This is a genomic window from Mycobacterium sp. DHQP2018-32-09, assembly GCF_058148405.1.
The window spans coordinates 31,194-43,670 of sequence record NZ_JBYVYK010000052.1 but is presented as its reverse complement, the minus strand read 5'-3'; the positions used below and the strand labels follow the sequence as shown (position 1 = coordinate 43,670).

Here is a 12,477-nt window from a genome sequence, read left to right as displayed (position 1 = left end):
CGACGCCACACCTGCAGCGGCCCCCGCACCCGCGCCCGACGCCGCTCCGGCCGCCGCTGCGGCACCGCCGGCGCCCGGCGCCGCGGACTTCGGACCCGACGCCCCGGTGACGCAGGACTTCATGTATCCGTCGATCAGCAACGGCTGCCTCAAGGACGGCGGCAACGTGCTCGCCGCCGCGATCTCGGTCGCCGGGCCGGCGAAGATCCCCGCCCCCGGCCCGGGACCCGGGCAGACCGCCTACATCTTCACCGCCATGGGTACGCCCGGACCGGCAGCCGAGCAGAAGTTGCCGCTGAACGTCACGTGGGTGAACCTGACGACGGGCAAGTCCGGCTCGGCGACGCTGAAGCCGCAGGCCGACATCAACCCCGAAGGCCCGACGACGCTGGTGGCGATCGCCGACACCGGCTCGGGCAGCATCATGAGCACGATCTTCGGCCAGGTCACCACGACCGAGAAGCAGTGCCAGTTCATGCCGACCATCGGCTCGACGGTGGTGCCCTGAACACCACCGTCTCCCCCCGCGAGCGTGCGCGTCGACCCCTGAACGCCGGCTGATCACCGGTGCGGCGCGCACGCTCGCGGCCTGCTGCCGCGGGTCAGAACGCCATGAACAGGATCATGTCGCGGTCGTACTCGCGGCCCGGGTGGGCCTCGGCCAGATGGGCCTGCGCCTTCTCGACCAGATCGTCTTCGTCGGTACCGACGATCGCCTCGCCGCACGGGCAGTTGAGATGAGTCTTCGCCATGGCTTCAGGTTCCCACGAGCCCGCGGCACCGGCGCTCAGACCTGCGCGCGGGTGCAGAACTCGCGCGAATCCCGCCGACTTCTGCATGGTGGTCGTCGGCGACGCGCGTCGACGACCCTCGTGCAGAACTCGCGACACTCGCGCCGATTTCTGCACCACGGTCGCGGGTCACGCCAGCTGGCGACCCTCGTGCAGAACTCGCGACACTCGCGCTGATTTCTGCACCACGGTCGCGGCTCACGCCGGCTGGCGACCCGCGTGCAGAACTCGCGACACACGCGCCGACTTCTGCACCACGGTCGGGCCACCATCCGGCGCCCGACCCACCAAAGTCGCTCGTTGTCGCTCAAAGGTGGGCATGACCACTCGCGCTCCGGGCGAGAGCTGCCGGGGCGATCAGGCCTTCGCCTGTGTCGCCTTCGCTGGTTTCGCCCCCACCTGTTTCGCCCCCGCCTGTTTCGCCCTGGCCTTGGCGGCCTTCTTGTAGGACCGCACCTCGTCCAGTGACGCCGCGTCGACGACGTCGGCCACCGACATGTGGGTGCCCGCCTTGCCGTAGTCCCCGGCCGCTGCGCGCCACCCGTCGGGGGTGACGCCGTACTGCTTGCCGAGCAACGCCAAGAAGATGCGGGCCTTCTGATCGCCGAAGCCCGGCAACGCCTTGAGCCGGCGCAACACCTCGCGGCCATCGGGGTCACCGGCAGTCCACAACGCGGCGGCGCTGCCGTCGTACTCGTCGACGATCACCCGGGCGAGGTCCTGGACGCGCTTGGCCATGGATCCCGGGAACCGGTGCACCGCTGGGGTTTCCGACATGACGGCCGCGAACGCGTCGGCGTCCATCTCGGCGATCTGGACGGGTTCCACATCACCGAGGCGATCGGCGAGCTTCTTCGGCCCGGCGAACGCCACCTCCATCGGGATCTGCTGGTCGAGCAGCATCCCGACCAGCAACGCGAACGGGTTGGCCTCGAGCAGGGCGTCGGCCTCGGGATCCTGAACGAGCTGCAGTGACGGCATGCCCCCAGTCTAGGGCGATGCGGGATTTCCAAGATCGGTGTCGTCAGGGTGTGCGAATGTAGACGCGATCAACAGTGGTCGACCCGTGGGGGGACGAAGATGAGACGTGTAATCGGGCCGATTCTGGCGACCGTGACGACGTCGGCGTGCATGGCCGCCGCCGTCGCGTTCGCCGCCGTGGCCCAGGCGATCCCCGATCAGGGCACGCCGGCGTTCGACGAATACATGCAAGGCCTGGACCGCAACGGGTTCCACCTGAGCCCGGACACGGCGTGGCGCGTCGCGCACCAGGCGTGCACGGGCGGGCTGCCGGGCTTCATCGGGTGGGAGCTGGCTGCTCAGGGCGTCGTAGGGCCCGGCGCGCAGCAGCGCGTGATGGACGTCGCCATGAAGTACGCCTGCCCCGTGCAGTAACGGCCCCCGGGCCCCAGACCCACGAGAGGTGCCATGCCGGGCGAGTTCGCCATCGCGCTCGCAGTGGCGTTGATCCTGGCCGTCGTCGTGGCGGCCGCCGTCGTCACGGTGCGCACCCGACGGGTGGTGGCCACCCCCACCGAACGCGCCACCTACGAGGCCCTGCACACCGCCTCGCTCGCCGCCCATGCACTGCGGGACGGCCTGCGCGCCGAGTCGGCTACGGCGGCAGCGCCGTTCCTGCGCCGGCTCACCGGAGCGGATGCCGTCGTGGTGTGCGACGACACCGGCCGGCCGCTGGGTCACGACCCCGGCGACTTCGACGCGCTCGCCGAGGCGCAGGACGCCGCCGCCGACGCCCTGGCCGGCCAGCGGCGCGTCATGTCCAGCCACCGGGCGGGCGCCCTGATCGCCCAGCCGCTGCTGACCGACGGCGGCGACGTGCTGGGGGTGCTGGTGGCGGCGACGGCACGCGAGCCGGGGCCGGGCACCCTCGGCGCCATCGGCGAGGTGGCCAGCTACGCGGCGAGCCAACTCGAACTCGCCGACCTGGACGCGTCCCGGGCCCGCCTGGATCGCGCCGAGGTGCTGGCCCTACGGGCTCAGATCAGCCCGCACTTCATCTACAACGCGCTGAACACCATCGCGTCCTTCGTGCGCACCGATCCCGACCGCGCCCGCGACCTCATCCTCGAGTTCGCCGACTTCACCCGCTACTCGTTCCGCGCCGCGGGCCAGTACACGACGCTGCGCGACGAACTGCGCAACATCGACCGCTATCTGACGCTGGAACGGGCGCGCTTCGGCGACGCGCTGACGGTGCGGCTGCGAGTGGCACCGGAGATGCTGGGCGTCGTGGTGCCGTTCCTGACGCTGCAACCGTTGGTGGAGAACGCCGTTCGGCACGGGTTCGCGGGACGGCACGGCGGCATGCTGGAGATCGTGGCGCTCGACGACGGCACCGACTGCGTCATCACCGTCGAGGACGACGGCGTGGGCATGGACCCCGACGCGCTGCGCTCGGGGCCCGCCGACGCGCTGGCCGACCGCGGCGAGGCGACGTCCGGACACTCGGCGCACGTCGGCCTGACGAATGTGGACCATCGGCTGCGGGCGGCATTCGGAAACGACTACGGTCTGGTGGTCGATACGGCGATCGGCGCGGGCACCAAGGTCGTCATGCGGGTGCCGAAGTTCGCCTCGGGCGTGCACGCCGGGGGCGCCTGATCGTCGAGGACGGGAGCACGAGGTGACGGCGGACAAGACCTTGACGGTGCTGGCCGTCGACGACGAGATCCCCGCGCTCGACGAGCTGGCCTACCTGCTGGGCGAGCATCCCTGCATCGGCGAGGTGGTGACCGCCGCCGACGCGACGTCGGCGCTGCGCGAACTCAACACCCGGCTCACCGGGCCGGCGCGCGGTCGGCCGCCCATCGACGCGGTGTTCCTGGACATCAACATGCCGGGCCTGTCCGGGCTGGAACTGGCAGGCGTGCTCGCCAACTTCTCCTACCGGCCCGCCGTGGTGTTCGTGACCGCGCACGACGACAAGGCCGTCGAGGCCTTCGACGTGGGCGCCAGCGACTACCTGCTCAAGCCCATCCGCCGCAGCAGGCTCGACGAGGCGGTGCGCCGCGTACACGCGACCGCCGGGCAGCGTCCCGCTCCCCCGCGCGACGACGCGCCCGCAGCGCCAGGAGCCGTGGACCTCGACGCCGGCGCCGACGTGATCCCCGCCGAACTCGGCGGCATCACCCACCTGGTGCCGCGGGCGAGCATCGGCTGGGTGGAGGCCGAAGGCGACTACGCCCGGCTGCACTCGTCCTCGGGGGCGCACCTGGTGCGCATCCCGCTGAGTTCGCTCGAATCTCGCTGGCGGGACAAGGGCTTTCAGCGCATCCACCGGTCCTACCTGGTGGCCCTGCGGCAGGTGACGGGCGTCCGCACCACCGACGGCGCGGTGCTGGTGCGGCTGCGCGCCAACGGCGCGTCACCCGCCGTCGAGCTGCCGGTCAGCCGCAGGCAGGCCAAGGAGTTGCGCGACCGGCTGATCCGCGACCCGATGCGCCATCTGCGGCCCGGAGGTGGCGACGATGACTAGACCGGGCCGTCAGCGCGTGGTGCTGTCGCAGCGCCGCGGGGCCCGCGTGATCCGGACGCGGGTGGAAGTGCACGAGCAGACCGAGGTGGGCGACGCCCTGGTGCGCGGCCTGGTGCGCGCGCAGCTGGGCCTGGCGCTGCGGTTGTCGGCGGTGGTGGTGTGCACGGTGGTCGCCATCCCGTTGCTCGTCGGCGCGTTCCCGGCGGTCGCCGAGGTGCGCGTCGCCGGCGTGCGGCTGAACTGGTTGATCCTGGCGCTACTGGTCTATCCGGTGCTGTACGGCATCGGCCGGCTGTACGTCCGGCTCGCCGAGCAGGGTGAGCGCGACTTCGTCCGCGTCGTCGACGGCGCGCCGTGACCGCTGCCCCGCTGACGGCGGCGGCGCTGCTGGCGGCGGCGTTGGCCACCATCGTCATCGGTTTCTACGGAATCCGCTTGTCGCGCACCACCTCCGACTTCCTGGTGGCGTCGCGCAGCATCGGCCCGCAGTGGAACGCGGCCGCCATCTCCGGCGAATACCTCTCGGCGGCCTCGTTTCTCGGCGTCGCCGGCCTCATCGCGAAGTACGGTGCCGACGCCCTGTGGTATCCCGTGGGGTTCACCGCCGGGTATCTCGGCCTGCTGCTGTTCGTCGCCGCGCCGCTGCGCCGCTCCGGCGCCTACACCGTGCCCGACTTCGCCGAGTTCCGGCTGGGCTCGGCACGATTGCGCAAGATCGCGATGCTGGTGGTGGTGGTCGTCTGCATCCTGTACCTGGTGCCGCAGTACCAGGGGGCGGGGCTGGCGCTCAAGACGCTGCTGGGCCTGCCGGTGTGGGTGGGCCCGGTGGCGGTCGGCGCCATCGTGATCGTCAACGTCGTGGGCGGCGGCATGCGGTCCATCACGTTCGTGCAGGCCTTCCAGTACTGGCTCAAGCTCACCGCCATCGCGGTGCCCGCGCTGGCCCTGCTGGCTCTGGTGGTGCGCGACGGCACCGATCTCGGCGGGCCACTGCCGCCGCTGGTCGGCCAGCAGACCACGGTGACCATCGAGACCGACGTCGTGGTGCAGGTGCCCGCGCAGGCGGGCATCACCGTCACCGGGGAGGTCGACGGCCGCGCGGTCACCGCCGCGGCGTTTCCCGCGCCCGGGCAGTACGCCTTGGGGGCGGGCAGCACGATGACGCTCGCCGCGGGCGCGGCGACGCCGGTGGTCGCCGGGGCGCCGGGCGCGGGTGAGGCGTGGATGTCCTCCGGCGGCGGCCTCGGCGGCGGACATCCGACGTACCAGGTGTTCTCGATCATCATCGCCACGTTCCTCGGCACGATGGGGTTGCCGCACGTGCTGGTGCGCTTCTACACCAACCCCGACGGGCGGGCCGCCCGGCGCACGGCCCTGGCGGTCATCGCGCTGTTGTCGCTGTTCTACCTGTTCCCCACGCTGCTGGGCGTGTTCGCACGCCAGTTCGTGCCGCAGCTGCTCATCACCGGGACGGCCGACGCGGCGGTGCTGCTGCTGCCCAGCGCCGCCATCGGCGGTGTCGCGGGCGCGGGGTTGGCGGCGCTCGTGGCCGCCGGGGCCATCGCGGCGTTCCTCGCGACGTCGTCGGGCCTGCTGGTGAGCATCGCCGGGGCCCTGTCCACCGACGTGCTGCGCGGGCGCGTGCGCGACTTCCGCGTCGCCGCGCTCGTCGGCGGTCTGATTCCCATTCCCCTTGCGCTGCTTGCATCGTCACTGGAACTGTCCCGCAGCGTCGGGCTGGCGTTCGCCGTGGCCGCCTCGACCCTGTGCCCGCTGCTGGTGCTCGGCATCTGGTGGCGCGGGCTGACCGCCACGGGCGCCGCATGCGGGTTGGCGGTCGGCGGCGTGTCCTCGGGCGTCGCGACGACGTTGGCGATCTCCGGCGGCCTCGACGAGGGCGTGGCGGGCGGCTGGGCGAACGTGCTCGTCGGGTATCCGGCGGCGGTGACGGTACCGCTGGCGTTCGCGACCATGGTCGCGGTGAGCCGGCTGACGGCGGCGACGCGGCCCGCCGACGTGGCGCGCAGCTTCGCGCGCATGCACGTGCCCGAACGCATCGGCATGGGCGTGGAGCGGCTGCCCGAGGACTGACCGGCCGGCACCGTTCGTCGCTACCGACGAACCGCTCACCGCACGCACCCCCGGTTTCACCGTCTGCCGGTGCGCTTCCGCGTCGTTTGTGACGTGAGTCTCAATAGGCTCCTCGCGAGTACCGGTTCACACACGTCAGGAGTCAGGGGTGCCCGAGACCGTCGGTTCCGATGCCGCCGCCGCGATCAGCGGCGAGCGCTATCTGGAAGTCCAAGCCAGTCCGCAATTCCAGGAACTCCGTAGCCGGCTGCGCCGCTTCGTGTTCCCGATGACCGCCTTCTTCATCGTCTGGTACGGCGTCTACGTCGTGCTCGGCGCCTTCGCCCACGACTTCATGGCCACCCCGGTGTGGGGCAACGTCAACGTCGGGCTGCTCATCGGCCTCGGCCAATTCCTGTCGACGTTCGTCATCACGGGCCTCTACGTGCGTTTCGCCAACCGGGAACTCGACCCCCGCGCGGCGGCCATCCGCACCGGGCTCGAGGCCGAGATCGCCGGCGGTGCCAAGTGACGCAGCTGCTCGCCGCCGAGACCGTCGGCAACCCGGTCGCCAACATCGGCATCTTCTCGCTGTTCGTCGTCGTCACGATGGTCGTGGTGATCCGAGCCAGCAAGCGCAACGCCACCGCCGACGAGTTCTTCACCGGCGGCCGCGGCTTCTCCGGACCGCAGAACGGCATCGCGATCGCCGGTGACTACCTGTCGGCGGCGAGCTTCCTCGGCATCGCAGGCGCCATCGCCGTGTACGGCTACGACGGGTTCCTGTACTCCATCGGCTTCCTGGTGGCGTGGCTGGTCGCGTTGCTGCTCGTCGCCGAGCTGCTGCGCAACACCGGCCGATTCACCATGGCCGACGTGCTGAGCTTCCGGCTCAAGCAGCGCCCGGTGCGGCTGGCCGCGGCGACGTCGACGCTCACGGTGTCGCTGTTCTACCTGCTGGCGCAGATGGCGGGGGCCGGCGGCCTGGTCGCGCTGCTGCTCGACGTCACCAGTTCGGCCGGCCAGGCGGTCGTGATCGCCGTGGTGGGCGTGCTGATGATCGTCTACGTCCTCGTCGGCGGCATGAAGGGCACGACGTGGGTGCAGATCATCAAGGCGGTGCTGCTGATCGCCGGCGCCGCCCTCATGACGGTGATGGTGCTCGCCAAGTTCGGGCTGAACTTCTCCGAGATCCTCGGCGCCGCGCAGTCGGCGGTGTCCGGCTCGGCGGACAAGGCCATCGCCGCACGGGACGTGCTGGCCCCGGGCGCGCAGTACGGCGGCTCGGTGACCTCGCAGATCAACTTCCTCTCGTTGGCCATCGCGCTGGTCCTGGGCACCGCGGGCCTGCCGCACGTGCTGATGCGGTTCTACACGGTGCCCACCGCGAAGGAGGCGCGGCGCAGCGTAGTGTGGGCCATCGCGCTCATCGGCGCCTTCTACCTGTTCACGCTGGCGCTCGGGTACGGCGCGGCGGCCATCGTGGGGCCCGACCGCATCATGGCGGCCCCCGGCAAGGTGAACTCGGCGGCGCCGCTGCTGGCGTTCGAGCTGGGCGGGGTGATCCTGCTCGGCATCATCTCGGCGGTCGCCTTCGCGACGATCCTCGCGGTGGTCGCGGGCCTGACCATCACCGCCTCGGCGTCGTTCGCGCACGACATCTACGCGTCGGTGCTGAAGTCCCACCAGGTGTCCGAGACCGAGCAGGTGCGGGTCTCGCGCATCACCGCGGTGGTGCTCGGCGTGCTGGCGATCGGCCTCGGCATCCTGGCCAACGGGCAGAACGTCGCGTTCCTGGTGGCGCTGGCGTTCGCGGTCGCGGCGGCGGCGAACCTGCCCACGATCGTCTACTCGCTGTACTGGAAGCGGTTCAACACCCGCGGGGCACTGTGGAGCATGTACGGCGGCCTGCTGTCGACGATCCTGCTGATCGTGTTCTCCCCGGCGGTGTCGGGATCGGCGACGGCGATGATCCCGGGCGCGGACTTCGCGTTCTTCCCGCTGGCCAACCCCGGCATCGTGTCGATCCCGCTGGCGTTCCTGCTCGGCATCGTGGGCACGCTCACCTCGCCCGACGACGAGGACCCCAAGGTCGCCGCCGAGATGGAGGTGCGTTCCCTGACCGGGATCGGCGCCGAGAAGGCGGTGTCGCACTAGCTCGACGTACCGGTGCCGGCGGCGTCCCCGATGGGGGCGCCGCCGGTGTCGTGCGTCGGGGGACGGCGTCGGGAAGGGGTGACCCCCGATCGGCGTTGTGCTGGAGCGTGCTCGACACTCGACGCGTGACCCCACGACGCAGCCGGTATGCCCTGGCGCTGCTGGCCTACGCGTTCGCCGCCGCCATGATGGGCACGACGCTGCCCACGCCGATCTACGCGGTGTATGCCGACCACATGCACTTCGCGGTGCAGACCACCACGGTGATCTTCTCCACCTACGCCGTCGGCGTGCTGTTCGCGCTGCTGGTCATGGGCCGGTGGTCCGACGCGGTGGGCCGCAAGCCCATGCTGCTGGGCGGCGTGGCGTTCTCGATCGCCAGCGCCGTGGTCTTCCTGTTCGCCGACAGCGTGCCGGTGCTGCTGGTGGCGCGCGTGCTGTCCGGGCTCTCGGCGGGCGTGATGACGGGTACCGCGACCGCGGCGATCGTCGAAGCCGCTCCCGAACGGCTGCGGGGCCGCGCCTCGGTCGTGGCGACCATCGCCAACATCGCGGGCCTGAGCGCCGGGCCCATCTTCGCCGGCCTGCTGGTGCAGTACGTGCCGCACCCCACTGCGCTGCCGTTCGTCGTGCACATCGCGCTGATGGCGGTGGCGGCGGTGGCAGTGCTGGCCGTACCGGAGACGTCGGCGGCGTCCGGGCGAATCGGATTGCAGCGCTTGGCCGTTCCCGCGGTCGTGCGCCCGGTCTTTCTGACCGCGGCCACCGCGGCGTTCGCCGGGTTCACCGTCACGGGACTGTTCATGGCCGTGGTGCCCTCGTTCCTGTCGGAGGTCATCGGCATCGGCAACCACGCGGCAGCGGGTGTGGTGGCCAGTTCGATCTTCATCGCCTCGGCCATCGCCCAGGTGGCCGCGCAGCGCATCACGCCGTCGCGCGCCGTCGCGATCGGCTGCGCCATCCTGGTGGTCGGCATGGCGATGCTCGCGGCGGCGCTGCACGTCTCCTCGGTGTGGCTGCTCATCGGGGCCGGCGTCGTGGCGGGCGTCGGGCAGGGCATCAGCTTCAGCCGCGGGCTGGCCGCGGTGATCGCAGCGACGCCGCCGCGGCAGCGCGCCGAGGTGAACTCGACCTACTTCGTCGTGTCCTACGTCGCGATCACGCTGCCCGTCGTGGGCACCGGGTTCGCGGGACAGCACTGGGGCCTGCAGACCGCGGGCACCGCATTCGCCGTCGCCGTGGGCGTGCTGGCCGCGCTCTGCCTGGCGGCCATCCTGGTGCAGGAGTCGCGTCAGCGCCAGGGCTGACCGCCCCCGGATTCGAGTGGTTCTACCTAGGGTGTCGACGCCGTCGCCGCCATAGCGTGACCGGCATGCACACCTCGTTTCCGAGCGCCGCCGAGATCGAGGCGGCGACGCCGCCGGACCGCGACCGCGCCCTCGACGTCATCCGCATCGCCGCGCTGATCGGCGTGGTGGTGGGCCACACCGTGATGGCCACCAGTGTCATCGCCGACGGGGTGTTGCACTGGGACAACCTACTGACCACGTCGGTGGTCTTCCAGGCGGCGACGTGGGTGTTCCAGATCATGCCGCTGTTCTTCTTCGCCGGTGTCGCGGCGTCGGTGGGGTCCTACCGGCCCGGGACGGCGTGGGGCGGCTGGCTGCTGCGGCGATGCACCCGGCTGTACCGGCCGGTGTTCGCCTACCTGGCGTTCTGGGCCGTGGCGCTGGTGCTGCTCCGGCCGATCGTGGGCGTCCACGTCTACGAGCCCGTGGCCGGCATCTCGGTGCAGCTGCTGTGGTTCCTCGGGGCCTACGTCCTGGTGCTCGCGGCCATGCCGCTGCTGGTCAGGGTGACCAGCGCACCGCGGCTGTGGTTCGGCCTCGCCGCCGTCTACGCCCTGGTCGCCGTGGTGGATCACCTGCGCCTGGGCGGGCAGCTTCCCCCGGTCTTCGCGTACGCGAACCTGGCGGCGTGGTCGATTCCCGGCCTGTTCGGCGTCGCGTACCGGCGCGGTCTGCTGAGGCGGAGGGCGGCGCTCGGCGTGGCCGCGGCGGCGTTCGCGGTGAACCTGGCGCTGCTGCGGTGGGGGCCCTACGAGTTGAGCCTGGTGGGCATCGAGACCCAACGGCTCAAGAACATGTCGCCCCCGTCGCTGCTCCTGGCCGGCCACGCGATCGCGTTGTGCGCGTTGGCCATTGCGGCCGCACCGGCCGTCGCACGCTGGGCCAGGCGACCGCGGGTGTGGCGGGCCACGGTGATCGGCAACACCGGGGCCATGACGCTGTACCTGTGGCACATGCCGATCCTGCTGTTCGTGCACCTGGTGTTCGACGGGGCGGGCCTGCCGCGCTACCCCGGCTACCCGCACTTCGTCGCCCTGGGGATCGTGCAGACGCTGCTGGTCGCCACCGGCGTGGGGATCGCGTTCCTGACCCTGCGGCCGCTGGAGAACGGCGTCCTTCCGGGGTGGGACGGTGGCGTGGTGCCCTCCCGAGGACCGCGCAGCGCCCTGGTGGGCGCCCTGCTGTGCGTGGCCGCGGCGGCAACGCTGGCATCGGTGGGCTGGGGCCTCAAAGAGCAAGGGCTGTACTGCATTGCGGTGATGCTCGGCGCCCTGCTCGCGGCCCGCGCCTGCGCCGCTACCCGCCTCCCGGCGCCCGCGGGCTAACCGCTCTTGCGCCGGAACTCGCGACGGCTCTCCGCAGGCCCGTGCGCGGTGGGCTGCTTGCGGCCACCGTCCTTGTGGTCGGAGGTGCGCCCCGACCCGGCCTTCTTGCGCTCGAGCGCCTCGCGGAACTTGCGCTTGTTCTCGTCCTCGGGGGTTTCGGCCATGCCGTCAGGTTAGCGACTCCTCTACGGCGACGCCTCCGAGTTTCCCGAGCGGCTACCGGATTCCCGGCGGCAGCCCGTACAGGTGGGTGATGGGCAGCGTCAGCAGCACCCGGCGGTCGTCGACCATGGCGCGGCGGTAGTCGTCCCAATCGGGATGCTCGCCCGCGATGTTGCGATACAGCGCGATCAGGGCCTCCACGGTGTCGTCGTCGGGGGCGGCAGCGGGGGGCGTGAGCACGGCGTCGCCCTCGGCGACGGCATAGGACCAGCCGTCGTCGGATGCCACGTGGATCGATGCCCGGGGATCCCGACGCAGGTTGCGGGTCTTGGCCCGCGGTTCGGTGATCGACACCCGCAGCGCGACGTCGCGGCTGTCGAAGTGATACGACACGTTGGACAGCTGCGGTCGACCATCGCGTTTGATGGTGGCCAGCACCCCCAGCGAATTGCCACCGATCAGGGCCAACAGCTTGTCGTCGAACACGTGCCGCGTCATGCCAGCCAGCGTACGGCCGTGTGACCGAGAGGCCACCGCGAAACGATTCGCGAACCTACGATGGACCGATGACCGTCACCGACGGCTACACCCCGTGGGAGTTCGGATGACCCGGTACGCAGTGTTGCTGCGGGGCGTGAACGTCGGCGGCGTCAACCTCACGATGGCCGACGTCGCCGCGACGCTCACCGACGCCGGTTTCACGTCGGTCACCACCATCCTCGCCAGCGGCAACGTCCTGCTGGAGAGCCGCGCGAAGGCGGCCACCGTGAAGACGAAAGCCGAACGCGCGCTGCGGGATGCCTTCGGCTACGAGGCCTGGGTGCTGGTGTACGACGTGGACGCGCTGCGCGCCATCTCCCAGGCCTACCCCTTCGAACGCGAGGTCGACGGGGTGCACTCCTACGTCACGTTCACCGCCACCGACGAGGCGCTCGACGACCTCGCCGCCATCACCCCCGGCCCGGACGAACGGGCGGAACGCGGCGACGGCGTCCTCTACTGGCAGGTGCCCAAGTCGTCGACGCTGACCTCGGCGCTCGGCAAGACCATGGGGCAGAAGCGGTATCGCTCGTCGACCACCACCCGCAACCTGCGCACCGTGGACAAACTGTTGGCGCGCTGAACGT

The 12,477-nt window shown here is 71.2% G+C and carries 15 protein-coding genes; 11 read left to right on the top strand and 4 right to left on the bottom strand.

What is annotated here, in order from left to right; all coding sequences use genetic code 11:
* A partial coding sequence (locus AC30CM_RS22090) for an Rv1157c family protein (protein ID WP_490119052.1) occupies positions 1-508 on the top strand: 508 nt, incomplete at its 5' end.
* Positions 509-602: 94 nt separating this feature from the next.
* Here the strand turns inward: AC30CM_RS22090 and AC30CM_RS22085 are convergent.
* The gene (locus AC30CM_RS22085; protein ID WP_490119051.1) at positions 603-752 is read right to left on the bottom strand and encodes a DUF1059 domain-containing protein; all 150 of its coding nucleotides are present in this window, start codon (positions 750-752) and stop codon (positions 603-605) included.
* Between the two features lie 396 nt (positions 753-1,148).
* Positions 1,149-1,772 (bottom strand): HhH-GPD-type base excision DNA repair protein, encoded by a 624-nt coding sequence (locus tag AC30CM_RS22080; RefSeq protein ID WP_490119050.1) that lies wholly within the window; start codon positions 1,770-1,772, stop codon positions 1,149-1,151.
* 99 nt (positions 1,773-1,871) lie between these two features.
* Between AC30CM_RS22080 and AC30CM_RS22075 the strand changes: the two genes are divergently transcribed.
* The 9 genes from AC30CM_RS22075 to AC30CM_RS22035 all read left to right on the top strand — a co-directional run bounded on the left by AC30CM_RS22075 (position 1,872) and on the right by AC30CM_RS22035 (position 11,188).
* Positions 1,872-2,186 carry a DUF732 domain-containing protein gene (locus AC30CM_RS22075; protein ID WP_490119049.1) on the top strand — a complete coding sequence of 105 codons (315 nt, stop codon included), beginning with the start codon at positions 1,872-1,874 and terminating at the stop codon, positions 2,184-2,186.
* Between the two features lie 33 nt (positions 2,187-2,219).
* Positions 2,220-3,413 carry a sensor histidine kinase gene (locus AC30CM_RS22070; protein ID WP_490119048.1) on the top strand — a complete coding sequence of 398 codons (1,194 nt, stop codon included), beginning with the start codon at positions 2,220-2,222 and terminating at the stop codon, positions 3,411-3,413.
* Between the two features lie 22 nt (positions 3,414-3,435).
* Complete coding sequence (locus AC30CM_RS22065; RefSeq protein ID WP_490119047.1) at positions 3,436-4,287, top strand: LytR/AlgR family response regulator transcription factor; 852 nt, start codon at positions 3,436-3,438, stop codon at positions 4,285-4,287.
* Positions 4,280-4,645 (top strand): DUF485 domain-containing protein, encoded by a 366-nt coding sequence (locus tag AC30CM_RS22060; protein WP_490119046.1) that lies wholly within the window; start codon positions 4,280-4,282, stop codon positions 4,643-4,645. Before AC30CM_RS22065 ends, AC30CM_RS22060 begins: the two co-directional genes overlap by 8 nt.
* Entirely contained in the window at positions 4,642-6,378 is a 1,737-nt protein-coding gene (locus AC30CM_RS22055; RefSeq protein ID WP_490119045.1) for a sodium/solute symporter, read from the top strand. Before AC30CM_RS22060 ends, AC30CM_RS22055 begins: the two co-directional genes overlap by 4 nt.
* 148 nt (positions 6,379-6,526) lie before the next feature.
* The gene (locus AC30CM_RS22050) at positions 6,527-6,889 is read left to right on the top strand and encodes a DUF485 domain-containing protein (protein ID WP_490119044.1); all 363 of its coding nucleotides are present in this window, start codon (positions 6,527-6,529) and stop codon (positions 6,887-6,889) included.
* Positions 6,886-8,514, top strand: coding sequence for a solute symporter family protein (locus AC30CM_RS22045; RefSeq protein ID WP_490119043.1), 1,629 nt, complete (start codon positions 6,886-6,888; stop codon positions 8,512-8,514). Before AC30CM_RS22050 ends, AC30CM_RS22045 begins: the two co-directional genes overlap by 4 nt.
* 125 nt (positions 8,515-8,639) lie before the next feature.
* Positions 8,640-9,821, top strand: coding sequence for an MFS transporter (locus tag AC30CM_RS22040; RefSeq protein WP_490119042.1), 1,182 nt, complete (start codon positions 8,640-8,642; stop codon positions 9,819-9,821).
* Between the two features lie 65 nt (positions 9,822-9,886).
* Complete coding sequence (locus tag AC30CM_RS22035) at positions 9,887-11,188, top strand: acyltransferase family protein (RefSeq protein ID WP_490119041.1); 1,302 nt, start codon at positions 9,887-9,889, stop codon at positions 11,186-11,188.
* Here the strand turns inward: AC30CM_RS22035 and AC30CM_RS22030 are convergent.
* Together AC30CM_RS22030 and AC30CM_RS22025 are read right to left on the bottom strand one after the other, a co-directional pair.
* Entirely contained in the window at positions 11,185-11,352 is a 168-nt protein-coding gene (locus AC30CM_RS22030; protein WP_490119040.1) for a DUF5302 domain-containing protein, read from the bottom strand. The two genes, AC30CM_RS22035 and AC30CM_RS22030, sit on opposite strands and share 4 nt — an antisense overlap.
* Positions 11,353-11,404: 52 nt before the next feature.
* The gene (locus AC30CM_RS22025; RefSeq protein ID WP_490119039.1) at positions 11,405-11,848 is read right to left on the bottom strand and encodes a PPOX class F420-dependent oxidoreductase; all 444 of its coding nucleotides are present in this window, start codon (positions 11,846-11,848) and stop codon (positions 11,405-11,407) included.
* Between the two features lie 106 nt (positions 11,849-11,954).
* Between AC30CM_RS22025 and AC30CM_RS22020 the strand changes: the two genes are divergently transcribed.
* The gene (locus AC30CM_RS22020) at positions 11,955-12,473 is read left to right on the top strand and encodes a DUF1697 domain-containing protein (protein ID WP_490119038.1); all 519 of its coding nucleotides are present in this window, start codon (positions 11,955-11,957) and stop codon (positions 12,471-12,473) included.
* Positions 12,474-12,477 lie beyond the last annotated feature (4 nt).